18 protein-coding genes are annotated in these 18,346 nt (G+C 56.6%); 5 read left to right on the forward strand and 13 right to left on the reverse strand.

What is annotated here, in order from left to right; genetic code table 11:
* The first annotated feature begins 29 nt into the window (after window positions 1-29).
* Entirely contained in the window at window positions 30-761 is a 732-nt protein-coding gene (locus tag LB462_RS01865) for a phosphatidylserine decarboxylase (protein WP_224506030.1), read from the forward strand.
* 10 nt (window positions 762-771) lie between these two features.
* Window positions 772-1,614 (forward strand): CDP-diacylglycerol--serine O-phosphatidyltransferase, encoded by an 843-nt coding sequence (pssA, locus tag LB462_RS01870; protein WP_370637025.1) that lies wholly within the window; start codon window positions 772-774, stop codon window positions 1,612-1,614.
* A 19-nt stretch (window positions 1,615-1,633) separates the two neighbouring features.
* On the opposite strand, the gene LB462_RS01875 is transcribed toward pssA, so the two are convergent.
* Both LB462_RS01875 and LB462_RS01880 read right to left on the reverse strand, forming a co-directional pair.
* Window positions 1,634-2,632, reverse strand: coding sequence for an alpha/beta hydrolase family protein (locus LB462_RS01875; protein ID WP_224505703.1), 999 nt, complete (start codon window positions 2,630-2,632; stop codon window positions 1,634-1,636).
* A gap of 43 nt (window positions 2,633-2,675) precedes the next feature.
* A complete protein-coding gene (locus LB462_RS01880) occupies window positions 2,676-3,296 on the reverse strand; it encodes a hypothetical protein (protein ID WP_224505704.1) in 621 nt (206 codons plus the stop codon).
* A gap of 206 nt (window positions 3,297-3,502) precedes the next feature.
* Here LB462_RS01880 and LB462_RS01885 point away from each other — a divergent pair, with 206 nt between their 5' ends.
* Complete coding sequence (locus tag LB462_RS01885) at window positions 3,503-4,588, forward strand: helix-turn-helix domain-containing protein (RefSeq protein ID WP_224505705.1); 1,086 nt, start codon at window positions 3,503-3,505, stop codon at window positions 4,586-4,588.
* Here the strand turns inward: LB462_RS01885 and LB462_RS01890 are convergent.
* The 11 genes from LB462_RS01890 to rpsF form a co-directional block, all read right to left on the reverse strand.
* The gene (locus LB462_RS01890; protein WP_224505706.1) at window positions 4,585-5,337 is read right to left on the reverse strand and encodes an SDR family NAD(P)-dependent oxidoreductase; all 753 of its coding nucleotides are present in this window, start codon (window positions 5,335-5,337) and stop codon (window positions 4,585-4,587) included. The genes LB462_RS01885 and LB462_RS01890 overlap by 4 nt on opposite strands.
* Before the next feature lie 9 nt (window positions 5,338-5,346).
* On the reverse strand, window positions 5,347-6,840 hold the full coding sequence (purF, locus tag LB462_RS01895; protein WP_112527847.1) for an amidophosphoribosyltransferase: 1,494 nt from the start codon (window positions 6,838-6,840) through the stop codon (window positions 5,347-5,349).
* Between the two features lie 145 nt (window positions 6,841-6,985).
* Complete coding sequence (locus LB462_RS01900) at window positions 6,986-7,591, reverse strand: CvpA family protein (protein ID WP_112527851.1); 606 nt, start codon at window positions 7,589-7,591, stop codon at window positions 6,986-6,988.
* Between the two features lie 41 nt (window positions 7,592-7,632).
* A complete protein-coding gene (gene radA, locus LB462_RS01905) occupies window positions 7,633-9,033 on the reverse strand; it encodes a DNA repair protein RadA (RefSeq protein WP_112527853.1) in 1,401 nt (466 codons plus the stop codon).
* Entirely contained in the window at window positions 9,033-10,199 is a 1,167-nt protein-coding gene (gene alr, locus LB462_RS01910; RefSeq protein WP_224505707.1) for an alanine racemase, read from the reverse strand. Before alr ends, radA begins: the two co-directional genes overlap by 1 nt.
* 4 nt (window positions 10,200-10,203) lie before the next feature.
* A complete protein-coding gene (locus LB462_RS01915) occupies window positions 10,204-11,697 on the reverse strand; it encodes a replicative DNA helicase (RefSeq protein ID WP_224505708.1) in 1,494 nt (497 codons plus the stop codon).
* Window positions 11,698-12,135: 438 nt separating this feature from the next.
* Window positions 12,136-13,416: a cyclopropane fatty acid synthase gene (locus tag LB462_RS01920; protein WP_224505709.1), complete on the reverse strand. Its 1,281-nt coding sequence runs from the start codon at window positions 13,414-13,416 to the stop codon at window positions 12,136-12,138.
* A 193-nt stretch (window positions 13,417-13,609) separates the two neighbouring features.
* Window positions 13,610-14,179 (reverse strand): 50S ribosomal protein L9, encoded by a 570-nt coding sequence (gene rplI, locus LB462_RS01925; protein ID WP_114429128.1) that lies wholly within the window; start codon window positions 14,177-14,179, stop codon window positions 13,610-13,612.
* A 26-nt stretch (window positions 14,180-14,205) separates the two neighbouring features.
* Window positions 14,206-15,177 carry a DUF2232 domain-containing protein gene (locus tag LB462_RS01930; protein ID WP_224505710.1) on the reverse strand — a complete coding sequence of 324 codons (972 nt, stop codon included), beginning with the start codon at window positions 15,175-15,177 and terminating at the stop codon, window positions 14,206-14,208.
* Between the two features lie 201 nt (window positions 15,178-15,378).
* Complete coding sequence (gene rpsR, locus LB462_RS01935) at window positions 15,379-15,627, reverse strand: 30S ribosomal protein S18 (protein ID WP_008128538.1); 249 nt, start codon at window positions 15,625-15,627, stop codon at window positions 15,379-15,381.
* Window positions 15,627-16,052: a 30S ribosomal protein S6 gene (gene rpsF / locus LB462_RS01940; protein WP_106717052.1), complete on the reverse strand. Its 426-nt coding sequence runs from the start codon at window positions 16,050-16,052 to the stop codon at window positions 15,627-15,629. The genes rpsR and rpsF overlap by 1 nt, the downstream gene beginning before the upstream one ends.
* Window positions 16,053-16,468: 416 nt before the next feature.
* On the opposite strand from rpsF, the gene fabD reads away from it, so the two are divergent.
* Together fabD and fabG are read left to right on the forward strand one after the other, a co-directional pair.
* A complete protein-coding gene (gene fabD / locus LB462_RS01945) occupies window positions 16,469-17,413 on the forward strand; it encodes an ACP S-malonyltransferase (protein ID WP_224505711.1) in 945 nt (314 codons plus the stop codon).
* 13 nt (window positions 17,414-17,426) lie between these two features.
* Window positions 17,427-18,164, forward strand: a complete 738-nt coding sequence (gene fabG, locus LB462_RS01950) for a 3-oxoacyl-[acyl-carrier-protein] reductase (protein ID WP_210002072.1) — start codon at window positions 17,427-17,429, stop codon at window positions 18,162-18,164.
* Window positions 18,165-18,346: the final 182 nt, after the last annotated feature.

Genomic DNA, 18,346 nt, shown 5'->3' on the forward strand with positions numbered 1-18,346 from the left:
CCTGCCTGAAGCGCTCGCCGTTTCAGAGAATACGGGCTACCGGCACAACCAGGAATAAATTAATGAGTCTTGTCGATTCCATACGCAACACCTTGGTACCTATCCATCGGGAGGGCTATCCGTTCATCGCTGGTTTTGCCGGATCGACGATTGTCCTCGGCTATTTTTGGGAACCGCTGTTCTGGATCGGTCTCATCCTTACTGCTTGGTGCATTTACTTCTATCGTGATCCGCAGCGTGTTACCCCGACCGATGATAAGCTGGTGATCAGTCCGGCAGATGGTATCGTGTCGGCTGTGGGGCCCGCTATCCCGCCGCGCGAGCTTGGTCTTGGCGACAAGGAGTTGACCCGGATATCCGTGTTCATGAATGTCTTTTCCTGCCACATCAATCGCGCTCCGGTGCGCGGCCGGATAACAACGATCGTGCACAAGCCTGGCAAATTCCTCAACGCCGACCTCGACAAGGCCAGCACGGAGAATGAGCGCAACAGCCTTTTGATTGACAGTCCAAATGGTGAGATTGCCGTCGTGCAGATTGCCGGGCTTGTGGCACGCCGTATTGTCTGCTGGGCCGACGAAAACACTGCCATTTCGATCGGCGAGCGGTTCGGTCTCATCCGCTTCGGCTCGCGCGTCGATGTTTATCTGCCGGAGGGCTTTACGCCGCGCGTCGCGATCGGCCAGACTGCAGTCGGCGGCGAATCCGTCATCGCCGAATTCGGTGGCGCGGCAAGCGCTCCGTTGGTCCGGATCAGTTGAGGCAGAGCGCATGACCGAGACCGAAGTCGATCCATTGTTTGACGAGAAGCCTCAGACTGCCGGACCCGTTGGCCGACGAATCCCCATGCGCTATCTCGCGCCCAATGTGATTACAGTTCTCGCTATCTGCGCCGGGCTGACGGGTATCAGACTGGCCTTCGAGAATCGTTTCGAACTGGCAGTGTCCATGGTGCTTCTCGCGGCATTTCTCGACGGGATCGACGGACGCATCGCCCGTATGATGAAGGGCTCCACGAAATTCGGCGCACAGATGGATTCGCTGGCCGACATCGTCAATTTTGGCGTTGCTCCGGCGCTGGTGCTCTACGCCTATATGCTGGATCAGGCGCGCTCGTTCGGCTGGATTGCGGCGCTGCTGTACTGCATCGCATGTTGCCTGCGTTTGGCACGCTTCAATGTGATGCTGGATGTAGTGGGCAAGCCGCTCTGGCAGAACAATTTCTTCACGGGTGTACCGGCTCCGGCCGGAGCCATGCTCGTCATGCTGCCGGTCTATCTCGGCTTTCTCGGTCTCGCGCCAACGCGTGCGATCGCCTTTGCGGCCGCCGCTTATACCGTCGGTGTCGCAGTGCTGATGATCAGCCGCCTGCCGGTCTATAGCGGCAAGGCGGCAGGAACGAGGCTGCGTTCGGACTGGGTCATGCCCACATTCCTGTTCATCGTGGTCTACGTGGCATTCCTGATGAGCTACACGTGGCAAACGCTAACACTGACGGCAATTGCGTTCTTCATCTCGCTACCGTTCAGTGCACGGGCATGGAAGCGCTACGAAGCGGCAGATCGCGCCGCATTGGCAGAAGCTGAAAGCGCTGGTTCCGAAACCCCTTCCTGATTTCGGAACCAGGCGGGTTTCACTGCTCGGCTTCCATCAGATTTTTGCGGAAGAAGGCCAGGATATCTGCGTTGAACTGCTTGTGGAAAGCCACGCGATCAAAGCCTGCCGTGTCGGTGCATAGCTCAGGCTCACCGGAGTTTCCCACGAGTTTTGCAAATTCCTGGCTGCAAGGTGGGAGAAAAGAGAAATGGCCAGAGTTTGGCACGATGCGATAGTCTGGCTTGGCAGGCAGGTTATGAGCAACCGTGGCGGCATCTTTGGGCGATAGGCCGTCTCCACCATATTCGGATGCCCATAACTGGACTGGAACCGTCACTTTGCCCAAGCCTTCGGCGGTGAATAGGCTACCGCCCGCGGGGTCGACCAACACGGCAGTTTTGATCCGTGGATCACCGGCCAAAGGAGCAATTGCGGAGCTGCGAATTTGCTCGCAAAAGCGGTTTCCCGGATAGGTCGGGCAATTATCAAGCAGCAATTTCCAGTCGGGGTTGCCGCCTATCATGGCGAGGCCAGTGAAGCCGCCTCGTGAAAAGCCGAAAACGCCGATTCGTTCCGGATCGATCTGCGATGCATTTGACCAGCGATCCAGCATGAAATCGACAAGCCTTGTCATATCGACAGGGCGCTGGGTCATGGAAGCTATATCGTTCGGATCTCTCGTTTTCGATGCGCCGCTATCCCGTGGATGATTGATGGCAGCGACTACAAATCCTGCATCGGCAAGCATTTCAGCAAGTGCATGATAATTGCCGGACCATCCACCCACACCATGAGAGATCACGATGAGCGGAAGTTTTTCGGCTGTGAGTGGGCAGTCCTGCACAGCTGTCGAATAGTCGAAGCCTATTTCTACCCGTGTCGGCTTGCCAACACACGGATACCAGACGGCAGCCGTCAGAACGGGTCCACGATTGTTGGAAGGCACCTCGATGAATGTGAGACCTGCGGCCTGCGCCGATTGAAACGTGCTAAAAGCAGTAATGGCAAGGATTGCTACGAGCTTGAGAATTTTCATAATTGATCCCTCATTTGGATGTCGTTGATGATGATTGAAGGCGCTACCGGATCGTGGCGCGGACATACTCGCTCCTGATCTCGATTGACGGCTTTGCCCCGGGCGTGCTTTCGCGCTTGCTGTCGATGAACGAGGCCTTGGCATCGATCAGGTAGCTGATGGGCGTATCCTTGACGAAGCTGAAGCTCGCGTCCAAGGCGTGTGAATCCAGCCGGATCGTCTCGCTGTGGTTCGTCCGTTCGAACCGCATGTCGCTGCGGACTGCATCGCCTTTGATGTCGAGGCTTGATGCATAGCCGTCCAGAGAGAAATCGGCGGCATTGCTGCTGATGGTGATGCCGCGATAGTCGCCAGACAATTTTGCGTAAAGCGCTTGCTGCTGGATGTTAATATCGCCGTTTTTCGGCAGATTGACGTTGATGCGCACTTCGCAATCGGAAAGGCTTATCAGAGGCGATTCCGCAACATGGATCAGCAATGTCTGATCTTTCACTTCCGTTGTCGTATCTGTCTCACAAGCGTTTGAAAACCAGCTCGAATACCAGTTCGAAAACCAGCCCGATTGATTGCCGGAGATACTTGCGGCGTAGGGCTGCGTGTCCGTGGTGGTGAACTCGACGCGGCTTGCCTCTCCCGTTATGGCGACCGTTTTGATGTTCGCCATGTCGAGCGGCTTGCTTGGCTCCGCCCTTGCCGCAACGGGGCTGAGTGTTGTTAAAAGTAATATCAATGAAGCGAAAAAACCGGGCATCATATTCTCCTGAGATTCGGCGCCATCATCAGCGCTGATCTCAGGAAGCTGCATGTGACTGGTATTTTCGACCTGGATTGCATTTCAGGTCGTCCGCGATCGCAATTCAGGACATAGTGATGTTCCGAATTACCGTGGTCTCGACGATGATCTTTGTTCCGTTGCCCTTTGTCGTTGCGTTGCTGCTGTCCATCCTTCTGATCCAGATGATCAGACGGCGGGAAGTGACTGTTTTGAATCCGTTTTTCTTTAGCTTGATTGCTGCCTATGCCTTGCAATCAATGGTCATTGGTTTGCGTTGGGGCTACGACCTTAGGGGAGTGTTGCCGGTCCAGGCCGTGCTTGCAGCCGCTATCGCGTCGCTGGCCTGGCTCAGCTTCGAGGGCTTGCGTACCGGGCGCTCTCCCTTAAAGCGGCCACTGCTGTGGCTGCACGCGCTCCCGCCATTGTTTGTGGCGGCGCTGGTCGCGTTCTGGCCGGCACCGATCTCTCTCGCGCTCATTCTGATCTTTGCGGGCTATGGCGTTGCGCTTACATGGCTGGCATCGGCAGGTCCGGATGCTCTTGCCTCGTCGCGCCTCGATGGGGTGATCAACTCTCATCGTGCCTTGCAGGTTACAGCTTTCGCCATCGCTGCCTCGGCCGTCATCGATATCATTATCAGCCTGGACTTCGCGCGATCCGGCGGCATTCATTCCGGCCAGATTGTCGCCATTGGCAACGTGCTTGCATTGCTGGTTTTGGGTACAGCGGCAACTGTGGCGGGTGCCAACCAGTCACCGGCTGACGTCGAGGTCGAGGACGACGGGCGCACAAGCCAGCCGAGTGCTGAGGATACGCAAATAGCAGCCTCTCTCGACGATCTGATGCAATCGCGCACGCTCTATCGTGATGTCGATCTCAATCTTAACCGGCTTGCCCGGAAAATGGCGCTCTCGGTCCGGCAAGTGTCGAGCGCGGTCAACCGCGTCAAATCGATGAGTGTCTCGCAATATGTGAATGATTACAGGGTGAGGGAAGCTTGCCGCTCGCTCGCTGATACCGACGAGCCGATCACGCGGATCATGTTCGATGCCGGCTTTCAGACGAAGTCGAATTTCAATCGCGAGTTCCTGCGTGTCACCGGTATGAGCCCGAAGGCATGGCGTGCCCGGGCTTCTGTCGCAAACGAGAAGGCTGAAAAGATCATCCGCCTCGTAGGTTAACTCGGGTCGTTGTAGCTCAGCAATTTGTCGGCGCGCACGTCGTAGAGCTTGCCGGTCGCGTTTAGCGCCGGGTCACAGAGCAGGGCGATCTTTGCGGCGACCTCCGCCGGCGTGGGCAAGGTCTCAGGATCTTCGCCTGGCATAGCCTGCGCACGCATGGCGGTGCGGGTAGCCCCAGGGTCGACGGAATTGATGCACAAGCGCGTCTGTTGCGATTCCTCGGCCCAGGTGCGCGCCATCACTTCCACAGCGGCCTTGGAAGCGGCGTAAGGTCCCCAATAGGCGCGAGCAGTATGTGCCACGCTCGATGTTAGCAGGACGGCGCGGCCGGCGTCAGACAACTTCAAGAGGGGATCGGTGGTGCGGATCAGGCGCCATACACTCGTGACATTGATTGCCATCAATCGGTCGAAGACTTTCGCCTCCACATGTCCTATTGGCGAAATCGTTCCCAGAATGCCCGCATTGGCGACCATGATATCAAGCTTGCCCCAGCGCTCATGGATGGAACCGCCCAGCCGGTCGATGGCGGGCATGTCGGTCAAGTCTAAGGGAACGAGCGTTGCGGTTCCGCCTGCTGCCTTGATTTCGTCGTCGAGTTCCTCAAGCCCGCCAACTGTGCGGGCAACGGCGATGACGTGAGCGCCGCGTGCAGCGAGTTCTTTGGAAAGCGAATAGCCAATGCCACGGGATGCGCCGGTGACAAGCGCAAGCTTGCCGTCCAGCCGAAAACTGCCGTCAGAAATCATAGAGTGAACTCAACCGTTATTTGCGAGAAGCGAGAACTGGCGAACGTTACTCGCCCCGTCCTTGTCGAGAAGCCGCGTCGGATAATCGCCAGTGAAGTAGTGATCGGTGAACAGCGGCGAGCGCGGATCGCGAGGGGCGCCGCTGACAGCCTTGTAAAGCCCGTCGATGGATAGGAATGCCAGGGAATCTGCTCCAATGTATTCGCACATTGCATCAAGGTCCGCATACTGGTTGGCCAGCAGCTTGTCCGCATCGGGCGTGTCGATGCCGTAGAAATCTGGATGGAAGATCATCGGGCTGGCAACGCGGATATGCACTTCGCGTGCACCGGCGTCACGGATCATCTGCACGATCTTGACCGAAGTCGTACCGCGCACGATGGAATCATCCACAAGCACCACGCGCTTGCCTTCAATGACGGCACGGTTGGCCGAATGCTTCAGCTTCACACCAAAGGCGCGGATCGACTGGGTTGGCTCAATGAAGGTGCGTCCGACATAATGGTTACGGATGATGCCGAGCTCGAAGGGAATGCCGCTTGCCTGGGCAAAGCCAATGGCTGCCGGGGTGCCGCCGTCCGGAACTGGAACCACCACATCGGCCTCGAGTGGTGCTTCCTTGGCGAGATTGATGCCCATGTTCTTGCGGGCAGTGTAGACATTGCGTCCGCCAACGACCGAGTCCGGACGGGCGAAGTAAACGTATTCAAACAGGCAAAGCCGTTCGCGCTTCGGATTCTGCGGCTTGTAAGTATCGATGCTAATCGACCCATCAGCCTGGATCTCGCAGACCACCACTTCGCCATTCTCGATATCGCGGACGAATTTCGCACCGATAATGTCAAGTGCGCAGGTCTCGGAAGCGAAAATAGGCTTGCCGTCGAGTTCACCCATCACAAGCGGGCGAATGCCGATCGGGTCACGCGCAGCGATGAGCTTGGTGCGGGTGAGGGCGAGCATCGCATAACCGCCTTCCATCTGGCGGATCGCGTCGATGAAGCGATCGCTGGATGAAGCATGGCGCGAACGGGCGATGAGATGCAATACGACTTCGGTATCGGAATTGGACTGGCAGATGGCGCCATCGGCAATCAGCTGGCGGCGCAGGGTGAGGCCATTGGTGAAATTGCCATTATGGGCAATGGCGATGCCGCCGACCTCAAGTTCGGCCAGAAGCGGCTGCACGTTGCGCAGAACCGTGTCGCCGGTGGTCGAATAGCGTACATGGCCGATCGCCCGGTCGCCGGGCAGTTGTGCAAGGGTTGCCGGATTGGTGTAGTGGTCCCCGACGAGACCCATGCGGCGTTCCGAACAAAACTGTTTCCCGTCATAGGAGACGATACCGGCTGCTTCCTGGCCGCGATGCTGCAGGGCGTGCAGCCCGAGCGCGGTCAGGGTCGCGGCGTCGGGATGCCCCAAAATGCCAAACACACCGCACTCTTCATGCAGTGTGTCGTCATCCAGGGACATCAATTGATTATCGTTACGAGAAATGTCGGTCATTGCCGCCAGCCCTTCCGCCCCAAGATTACCTTGGATCGAGTCAATTGTGCCTATTTCGCATTATGCCACGTATATGGAGCATTACCAAGTAAACGCCAAGGCCTGATAAATGCCAATATTGACGCAGTTGTGTTCTTCGACTGCATCAAGGCTGGTTTGTCGACCCTTCCGGCGGAATATCTTCCTTCGGCTCCGGTGTTGTGGTGGTGCCGTCGGGTGCCGCATCCGGAGCCGCTGTCGTACCGGGCTTCAGGCGGTTAAGGATGGTTGATTCCGGATCTTCTGGCAACAGGCTGATCAGTTTTGTACCCAGTTGATCGATCATCGGCTTGGATTTTGCCTGACCCACCCATGCCGGCTGGTTCTCGGGAACCAGCCAATTGAAGAACAGCATGGCGACAACGACGAGAAGGATGCCCCGCGCCGCACCGAAGAGGAAACCCAGCGTACGATCGAGTGCGCCGATACGGCTGTCGATGATGAAATCGGCAATCTTCATTGTAATGATCGACACGACAATCAACGTAACGACGAAGACGAGGCCAGCAGCTGCGATCTGGGCAATTGTATCATTGCTGATATAGGGCGTAAGGAACGGAATCACCGGCTTATAGAAGAGGTATGCCGCTGCGGCCGCTGCTGCCCAGGAAACCACCGACAAAACTTCGCGCGAAAAGCCGCGCACCATGGCCAAAACCGCCGAAACGAGAGTGATGCCCAATAGAATTCCGTCAAGCAACGTTATTGGCATTTAAGTTCATCCCCATATTCAGTCTGGCCAATACTATCTGGTCAGTCGTCGCGTTGTCTCTTGTCAGGTCCCGATGCCGCAATCCGGGCCACTAGGTCCGGCAGCGAAGCGGTTTCTGTCAGACGAGCATTGCCGTTCTTTGCCACGTCGTTGCTTCCCTTGGGAAGAACAGCCTGTTTGAACCCAAGCTTATCTGCCTCCTTCAGCCTCTGCACAGCATGCGCCACCGGGCGAACCGCACCAGATAAACTGACTTCGCCGAAATAGACGCAATCTGCGGGAAGGGCAATACCGGCAATTGAGGAAACCAGCGCAGATGCAACTGCAAGGTCCGCTGCGGGCTCGGTTATTCGATATCCACCGGCCACATTCAGGTAAACGTCGTGCTGACCGAACCTTACGCCGCAATGCGCTTCGAGTACGGCGAGAATCATCGACAGCCGGTTTCCATCCCACCCGACAACTGCGCGGCGCGGCGTGCCAAGCGTCGAGGGTGCAACCAGCGCCTGAATTTCGACGAGTATCGGACGCGTACCCTCCATGCCTGCAAAAACCGCAGCTCCTGGAGACTTTTCGTTGCGTTCACCCAGGAAAAGCTCGGAAGGATTGGCGACTTCGCGCAATCCCTTGTCGGACATTTCGAACACGCCGATCTCGTCCGTCGGACCAAAACGGTTCTTTACGGTCCTCAAGATGCGGTAATGGTGGCCGCCTTCGCCTTCGAAATAGAGCACGGCATCGACCATGTGCTCGATGACACGAGGCCCTGCGATCTGACCCTCCTTCGTCACGTGCCCTACGAGAACAACTGCCGCGCCGGTCTGCTTGGCATAGCGGATCATGGCTTGGGCGCCGGCTCGCACCTGCGTCACTGTGCCGGGGGCAGAATCGGCGGCGTCTGTCCACAATGTCTGGATCGAATCGATAATGATCAGATCTGGCCGCTTCGAATCGGAGATGGTGGCCAAGATGTCTTCGACATTGGTTTCGGCCGCGAGCAGCACGTCGGTATCCGCAGCGTGCAATCGCTGGGCGCGCAACCGGATTTGCGCCACCGCTTCCTCACCCGAAACGTAAACGACTCGGTGGCCCTGGCGGGCGAGGGCCGCAGCAGCCTGCGTCAGCAATGTGGATTTGCCGATCCCGGGATCGCCGCCGATGAGAATCGCCGAACCGCGGACAAATCCCCCGCCGGTGACACGATCCAGTTCGCCGATTCCTGACTGGATGCGCGGTGCATCCTCGATTTCGCCGGAAAGCGTGGTCAGCGCTACTGCGCGACCTTTACGTGATGAGAGCTTGCCTGGCCCGCTACCAATGCCGCCAGCCGTACCTTCCTCGACAAGCGTGTTCCACTCGCCGCACTCATCGCACTTGCCGGCCCAGCGGGTGTGTACTGCGCCGCAGTTCTGACAGATAAATTGAATTCTTGGCTTGGCCATCAATCGCTTTCGGATTTGAGATAGCGCCGGTGATAGCGGTTCCCAAGGCTGGTAAGCAACTCATATCCGATCGTTCCAGCGGCGCGAGCAGCGTCGTCCAACGCAATGTTGTGTCCGAAGAGTTCGACGTAGTCCCCTGGGCTGACCGCATCCACTGGAAGATCAGTGATATCGAACGATGTCAGATCCATGGTGACGCGACCAATAATCGGAACTTTGCTCCCGGCAACAAAGCCTACGCCGCCGTTGGGTATGGCGCGGCGCAACGGCACGCCACTGCCCGATGCGGAACGAAGATAACCATCCGCATAGCCTACCGAGCAAACGGCAATACGCGTGTCGCGTTTAAGCGTCGCGGTAGCGCCGTAACCCACGGTCTCGCCCTTTAGTCCAGTGCGGATCTGTACAATGCGTGCTTCCAGCGTCACCACAGGGCGCATGGGATTGGCGGCGGCCGAGAGTGGTTCGCCGCCATACATGGCAACGCCGGGTCGGCTGAGTTCATATTCACCTATACGTGTGTGAAAAATGCCCGGGGAATTTGCGATGCTTGATTCAATACCTGCAAAAGCCACGCGAAGTTTTTGAAATGATTCGATTTGTTTCCGGTTCAACGCATGCGCTTGATCGTCAGCCGTAGCGAGGTGCGTCATCAGTAGAACTGGCTTTGGGTTCCGTAGATCAGCCGTGAAAGTCAAGGCTTCCTCGACGGTAATGCCGAGACGGTTCATACCGGTGTCCACGTGCAGCGCGAAGGGAAGCTTGTCCTTTCGACGGGTATTCAGGCGCTTCCACAAATCGAGTTCATAAACCGAGCCAAGAACGGGAATGAGATCCGATTGGCAGTAGGCTTCGAATGCTTCGGCGAAAAACCCGTTGAGCACAAACACCCGTGCATCAGGCGCGACAGCTTTTACCCGCAGACCTTCCTCGGCCAGCGCGACAAAGAAAGTGCGGCATCCAGCCTGCCACAACGCCGGTACGACATGCACGATGCCGAGGCCGTACGCGTCGGACTTGACGACAGCACTGGCCTCTGCGGGTTTCGATTTTTCGGCGAGGAATAGCCAATTGGCGGCAAGCGCATCGAGATCGATTGTTAGCCGTCCCCCGGCTAGCCGAGGATCTGCGCCGATCGTGGTGGTTTGAGGCTTTTTGGCAGTCAAAGGTTCACTCGAACCGTTCAGGAAGATGCGAATCTTCGGCAAGATCGGTAAAGCGGGTAAATTCCGCCTGGAATGCCAGTCTTACCGTGCCAGTCGGGCCGTGACGTTGCTTGGCGACGATGACTTCCGCCTTGCCCGTAGCTTCGTTGAGATCGGCCTGCCACTTGAAATGCTCTTCCGTGCCGACCTTAGGTTCCTTGTTCTTGATGTAATATTCGTCGCGATAAACGAAAAGCACCACGTCGGCGTCCTGCTCGATCGAACCGGATTCGCGCAAGTCGGAAAGTTGCGGATGCTTGTCTTCGCGGCTTTCCACCTGACGCGACAGCTGGGAGAGGGCGATGATCGGCGTGTTCAATTCCTTGCCAAGCGCCTTTAGGCCCGTGGTGATTTCGGTAATTTCCTGCACGCGGTTTTCCGAAGCGCGCTTGGACGACCCTTGCATCAGCTGAATATAGTCGATGACCAGAACGTCGAGCCCGCGCTGGCGCTTCAGCCGCCGCGCTCGCGCTGCAAGTTGGGCGATAGAAATACCGCCGGTCTGATCGATATAAAGCGGCACCTTCTGCATATGCTGCGAACAGGCAACCAGCTTTTCGAAATCGGCTTCACTGATTTCACCGCGACGGATTTTTGACGAACTGATCTCCGACTGCTCGGAAATGATACGCGTGGCCAGCTGTTCCGACGACATTTCGAGCGAGAAGAAGCCGACAACGCCGCCGTTCTTGGCCTTGAACGTACCGTCTGCCAATTGTTCCGGTTCATAGGCTGCGGCAATGTTGAATGCGATATTGGTCGCAAGCGAAGTCTTGCCCATGCCGGGGCGTCCGGCGAGGACAATCAGATCGGACGGTTGAAGGCCGCCCATGCGGGCATCGAGCGCGCGAATACCTGTCGAGATACCCGAAAGGTGCCCGTCGCGCATGAACGCCGCGTTGGCCATGTCGACGGCAGTCTTGACCGCATCGGTAAAGGTCTGGAACCCACCATCGTAGCGGCCGGTTTCGGCAAGCTCGAACAGGCGCCGTTCCGCATCTTCGATCTGGCCCTGCGGCGCCACGTCAACCGGCGCGTCATAGGCTATGTTGACCATGTCTTCGCCGATGGTAATCAAAGCACGGCGCGTTGCCAGATCGTAGATCGCCCGGCCGTAGTCTTCGGCGTTGATGATAGTTACGGCCTCGGCGGCAAGGCGGGCGAGATATTGCATCACCGTCATTTCGCCGATTTTGGCGTCAGCCGGCATGAATGTCTTCAGCGTCACCGGATTCGCCATCTTCCCCATGCGAATCATATCGGACGCGACTTCGAAGATCTTGCGATGCAGCGGTTCGTTGAAATGGGTCGACTTCAGAAAGTCGGAAACACGGTAAAACGCATCATTATTGACGAGAATGGCGCCCAACAGAGCCTGTTCTGCCTCGATATTGTTAGGGGCTTCGCGGTAAAGCGCTCCTTGAGCCTCGTTGATCTTGCGTACCGTAGCTTCAGCCATTTCAAATTTTCCTGTTCTCCGATCACTATGGCCCAGTGGGGAAAATTATGGCGTGGCAGATTTGCCCTTATCACCACAATTCACACAGATGCGGATAAGAAAACCCGTCGCTTGACTCTGACGGTCGACTATACCGTGAGTCGTGTTGAAAAAGCGACGGTATACGGGCTGAAAGGCACTACCTCTCCGTCATCCTCGGGCTTGACCCGAGGACCCACGGCAAAGGGGTGTCAGCTTGAGCAACGTACTCGACGGGATCCAGTTAGATGATTCGAAATTCGCCATTGAGCATGGCGCTGAGCTAGTATGCGTCGTGCAATCTATCGGCTTAGCGCGTCTCAGCCGTGGGTCCTCGGGTCAAGCCCGAGGATGACGGAGAGGAGGTGCTTTAGCAGAACTGGAGCGGACGGCTCTATCTCGTCGAACGTGGCTGGAACGTTACCGCCCAGCGACTGATTCTTTGGTTTCCACCTGGCTGTTGGCGGAGCTGCGTTCGCATTCGAGCCGCTTGAGCCGCTTTTCTTCCTTCTCGATATAGTTCCGGGTTAGTGGCACGGCTTCCTGCCGGTGTGCGAGCTGGATCTGGAACACCACCAAGTTTTGCCAGCGGAACGCCGCTTCCGAAGCCGCAAGATAGAATTCCCACATCCGACAGAACCGTTCATCGTAGATCGCCTTGGCTTTCTCGCGATTCGCCATGAATCGTTCGCGCCAGATACGCAAAGTGTCCGCGTAGTGCAGACGGAGAATCTCGATATCGGTGACAACGAGGCCAGCCTTTTCGATGTGCGGCAGCACTTCCGAGAGTGCCGGAATATAACCGCCCGGGAATATGTATTTCTGGATGAAGGCGTTCGTATAGGAGGGGCCATCCGAGCGCCCGATAGAATGCAGGAGGAATACGCCGTCCTTCTTCAAAAGCCGCGCGGTGTGCTGGAAATATTCCGGGAAGTGCCCGATACCGACATGTTCGAACATGCCAACTGATACGATGCGGTCGAAGGTCTCTTCAATCGTCCTATAGTCCTGAAGGGTGAATTGCGCTTGTCCCGTCAGGCCTTCTTCAAATGCGCGCTTGTTGGCGATACCGAATTGCTCTTGCGACAGCGTTACACCGGTCACATTAGTTTCGAGGTGCTTGGCGAGATAGATTCCGAGACCGCCCCAGCCACAGCCGATATCGAGCGTTTTGTGACCCTTTTGAACCAAAAGTTTGGCTGCGATGTGCCGTTTTTTCGCCAGTTGTGCCTCTTCCAACGTGGCATCCGGCCGTTCAAAGTAGGCACAGGAATACTGCATGTCAGTATCAAGGAACAACCTGTAGAGATCTTCAGACAGATCGTAGTGGCGCTGAACGTTGCTGGAAGCGCGCGTCAGCGTGTTCATCTGATGCAGGCGGCGGGTGGCACGGCGGATACCTTCGATCGCCAACATCCAGGGTTCCTTGGCGACAGTCGCCCCGGTATTTTCGAAGATAATCTTCAGGACGTCATAAATATCGCCTTCGAGAACGTCGATATCGCCGTTCATATAGGCTTCCGGGAAATGTAGCGACGGGTCGAAAGCGATCTTTCGTTCGGCCGCAGCGCTATTGATGCGAAAGGCGAATTGCTCTCCGGTTCCATCACCGAAGGTTTGAGATTTACCGGAAGAGTCTGTGATAACCAAAGTGCCAGTGTAGATCATCCGCGAGAGCGCGGCTTTTAGTATGGCATTCATGAACAATCTCCATCATTGACGATAGAGCTCGGCCATTAACAGGCTCGGGAGGTGAGCCGTGGTCGGGCGTGGTAGGACAAACAAATCTAATCGTTTTTTTGTTCCTGAAAAGCAAAAAAATACCCGGCACTGCTGCCGGGTACTTTCAAAATGTTGATGAGATCATTCGAAAGAATGATCTATCGAAAAAAGATCAGGCGTTTTCTTCGCCTTCTTCGTCCTCATCGAAGAATTCGTCCGCAAGCGGAACTTCCTCGATGCCGTAGATCGCCTCAGCGGAGGTAAGATCTTCGCCCTTTACCTGACGCTCGGCTTCATCTGCAGTACGGGCAATGTTGATCGTGACCGTTGCTTCGACTTCCGGATGTAGTGTCAGCACGATCTTGTGCAGGCCAATGGTCTTGATCGGCGTGTTCAGTTCAACCTGGTTACGGTTGATCGAGAAGCCTTCAGCGGTGATCAGATCAGCGATATCGCGTGTCGAAACTGAACCGTAAAGCTGACCGGTTTCGCCAGCCGAACGAACGGCGATGAACGACTTGCCGTCGAGCTTTTCGGCGATCGCCTGTGCTTCCGTCTTGCGTTCGAGGTTGCGTGCTTCGAGCTGTGCGCGCTGGCCTTCGAACTTCTTCTTGTTGGCTTCGTTGGCACGAAGAGCCTTGCCCTGTGGCAACAGGAAATTACGGGCAAAGCCGTCCTTTACCTTGACTGTTTCGCCCATCTGGCCGAGGCGGCTGATACGTTCGAGAAGAATGACTTCCATTTGAATTATCCTTGTCTGTTCTAATGTTAATTGTCGTTGTTAGGTGGTGTTGTATTCGCAGCCTTCGAAACCGGGGCGTTGCGCGACGTGTCGAACAAACCGGCAAGAAGGAAGAGGAAAAGCACAAAGGCGAAAAGCAGAACCGCGAGGTAAGCGAACCATAGTGCCACTGGACGCCATGGTGCGCCGCGGGTTCTTGCGTGCAATATGGCGAAACCGGCCATAGTGAAACCGGCACCGAGTGCGCCGGCTATTGCCGTTGCGGCGTAGCCGATACCGCCCGGCAAAAAGCAAGCAGCGCAAACGATGGCGAAGATGATAAGCGCGGAGCGAGGCATACGCAGCGCCCGCGGCCAGTCATCATGCGGTCGGCGTAGTTTGCCGGAAGCCGCCGTCAACCGCAGTGCCAGATAGAGATTGGCGACGATTATCGTCACCCATACGGCCGGCTGAAGGGCGGGCAGTACACGCACGACAAACAGTGCCATGCTCTGCGCAACATCGGCATTTGCAGCAAGTTCAGGGTTGCTTGCGGCAAGCTGCTGCCCCAGTGATTTCGCCAGTTCGCCTGCAAGTTCATCGCCAAAGCCAACGAGCATTCCGATGACGATGAAACTGGCTGCTACAATCAGCGCCAGGCGCAGCAGAGTATCGGCGAGTGGATACCAGACCATGACGTCCTTCGGCCCACCGATTTCATCGGCAGGGCGCGCCAAGCCAGTAAAATAAGAGGCGGCCGCGGCGGGGAGCGCAGTGATCAGGACAACGATAAGGGCCGCCATTGGCGCGGCAAGCACGGACACGGCAACAGCCATGGAAAGGGCGGCAATCAGGCCGGCGGCCGTACCCCAGCCGAGAGCTGCTACAAAAATAGGCAGCGGCGAAAACAGCAATAGCGCCATGGCGAGGGTCGATTGCGTGATAACGCCAACCGAAAGCAGTGCAGCGGCAAAGCCCGCCAACACACCCACGCCGATATCTTTTGCAGTCAGTTTCATTTCGCTCGCTGTCCTGCTTGTTTCAGCAGTTAGAGGCGGTCCTTAGACCACTACCTCAACTCGGGTTTCAATTTGTTTTGACGCAATCCCTGACGGAAAACCGGTTCCCACTTTTCCTGGAATTGCTTTGGTCCACCAGGCCCGCGCCCATCGCGGATGGTGGAATAAGGCGGCGGGTCGAAACCCACCGCCTCAGTTTCATTATTTTACAACGTATGGCAGCAGGCCGAGGAAGCGGGCACGCTTGATCGCCTGGGCGAGTTCGCGCTGCTTCTTCTGGCTGACAGCCGTGATACGGGAAGGAACGATCTTGCCACGCTCGGAAATGTAGCGCGACAGGAGCTTCACGTCCTTGTAGTCGATCTTCGGCGCATTGGCACCCGAGAACGGGCAGGTCTTGCGGCGGCGATGGAACGGACGGCGGGTCGGGATCTGATTGATATCAACCATTATTCTGCTCCTTCACCGGCTTCGTCACGCGGACGGCGTGGACGGCGCGGACGGTCGTCGTCGCGGCCACCGAACTTGTTGTCGTCGCGGTCGCGGCGATCGTCACGGCGAGCGAGCATGGCCGACTGGCCTTCCTCGTGTTCGTCAACGCGGATCGTCATGAAACGCAGGACGTCTTCGTTGATGCGCTGCTGACGCTCGAGCTCGGCAACAGCTGCTGCAGGAGCAGTGATGTTGAGCAGCGAATAATACGCCTTGCGGTTCTTGTTTATGCGATAGGTGAGGGCACGAAGTCCCCAGCTTTCAATACGCCCGACTGAGCCGCCATTGGTCTCGATGATACCCTTGTATTGTTCTACAAGCGCATCGACCTGCTGCTGCGAAATGTCCTGTCGAGCAAGGAACACATGTTCATAAAGAGCCATTTGTCTTTGCCTTTCTTCGTTAATATTGCCCGGTATCAACGGTAAACCTCTGCGAATCTCTCTGCCGGAGACCGGCGAAGAAAGGACGCTGATGGAGACGATCGAGAGCGGAGACACGGGAGGCTGAAGCTCTTATGCTTCGACGGATCGAAATCCGGCCCTCCGTTCAGCCCCCAGCTGACGCCGAGCAATGAACGGGCGCTCTATACGGGCAAATGCCCAAATAAGCAACCCGCCTGGAAATTTTATGCGGAAGAGCGCGTTTGAACTGTAAAACGAGGTGAATGTCCAATCTAAAAGCTCTGTCGACGTAAAGGTGACGATACGCTCGCCCTATCAAAGCTTGACTTCGTGCTTGCCTGTAGGCACATCGCGCGACAGATTCACACTGTAAGCAACCTTTGGAGGCGCAGCTTATGTCCATTGCATTCACCTTTCCGGGTCAAGGAAGCCAGGTTGTCGGCATGGGTAAGGCTCTGGCCGAGAACTTCCCGGAGGCCCGTGCTGTTTTCGACGAGGTGGACGAAGCTCTGGGTGAGAAGCTGTCTTCGATCATCTGGGAAGGTCCCGAAGAAACATTGACGCTGACTGCCAATGCCCAGCCCGCACTTATGGCCGTATCCATCGCTGTACTTCGCGTGCTGGAGTCCAAGGGCGTGTCCTTGAAGGACAAGGTTGCCTATGTAGCCGGCCATTCTCTCGGCGAGTATTCAGCACTTTGTGCAGCAGGCACATTCTCGCTTTCAGACACGGCGCGCCTCTTGCGCATTCGCGGCAATGCGATGCAGAAGGCCGTTCCAGCGGGTGAGGGTGCTATGGCCGCCATCATCGGCCTTGAGCACGAAGATGTCGAAGCCATTTGCGCCGAAGTCTCAAAGCAGGGACCCGTCCAGATCGCCAATGACAATGGCGGCGGTCAGTTGGTGATTTCCGGCGCGAAGGGCCCTGTCGAGGCAGCGGCTGCGCTGGCATCCGCTAAAGGCGCCAAGCGTGCGATCATGCTGCCGGTTTCCGCTCCTTTCCACTCTGCTTTGATGGAGCCCGCCGCGGAGGCCATGCGCGTCGCACTGGCCAATGTTTCCAAAAACGATCCGGTCGTGCCGCTTATTGCCAATGTCCGCGCTGCGCCAGTCAAGTCTGCAACCGAAATCGCCGCATTGCTGGTTGAGCAAGTGACGGGACAAGTGCGCTGGCGCGAGACGGTGGAATGGTTTGGCAATAATGGGGTCACAACGCTCTACGAAATCGGTGCGGGTAAAGTGCTGACTGGTCTTGCGCGCCGTATTAATAAGGACATATCCGGTATTGCTGTCGGCACGCCAGAAGACATCGATGCGGCTGTTGCTGCCCTCAACGCTTAAAAAGGAACGCGCAATGTTTGATCTCACAGGCCGCAAGGCTCTTATCACGGGTGCGACGGGTGGTATTGGCGAGGCAATCGCTCGTGCACTTCATGCACAGGGCGCAATCGTGGGTCTCCATGGCACCCGTGTGGAAAAGCTGGAAGCTCTGGCGTCTGATTTTAGCGATCGCGTCATGATCTTCCCGGCTAACCTTTCCAATCGAGATGAGGTCAAGGCACTTGGTGAAAAGGCCGAGGCTGATCTTGGAGGCGTTGAGATACTCGTCAACAATGCGGGCATCACCAAAGACGGTTTGTTCGTGCGCATGAGCGATGCGGACTGGGACAATGTGCTTGAAGTCAATCTGACTGCAGTTTTCCGCCTGACCCGCGAACTCACGCATCCAATGATGCGCCGCCGTTATGGCCGCGTCATCAACATAACTTCGGTCGTGGGCGTGACAGGAAATCCTGGTCAAACCAATTATGTTGCTTCCAAAGCCGGGCTTATAGGCTTCTCCAAATCCTTGGCGCAGGAAATCGCTAGCCGTAACGTCACGGTCAACTGCGTTGCACCGGGTTTCATCGAATCGGCAATGACCGACAAGCTCAACGACAAGCAGAAAGAAAGCATCATGTCTGCTATCCCGATGCGTCGCATGGGTACGGGCGCCGAAGTTGCTTCGTCGGTTGTCTATCTTGCCAGCAGCGAAGCATCTTATGTCACTGGTCAGACCATTCACGTCAACGGCGGTATGGCGATGATCTGATCGGGTTTGCATCGATCGTATCCACCGGTATCGGTCTCAATCACATTTATGAGATTGAGACCGTGAATAAAGCGTGATAAGTCGCGCACCAGTCTGGGCAGTCAAATCGATTTGATGTCCTTTCAGTTCCGCAAGGAAAGAGCCGCAAGGACGGGTGTTTTAGCTGTTAAACAGGGCGGAAC

The organism is Phyllobacterium chamaecytisi (assembly GCF_020164455.1).
GTDB classification, from domain to species: Bacteria; Pseudomonadota; Alphaproteobacteria; order Rhizobiales; family Rhizobiaceae; genus Phyllobacterium; species Phyllobacterium chamaecytisi.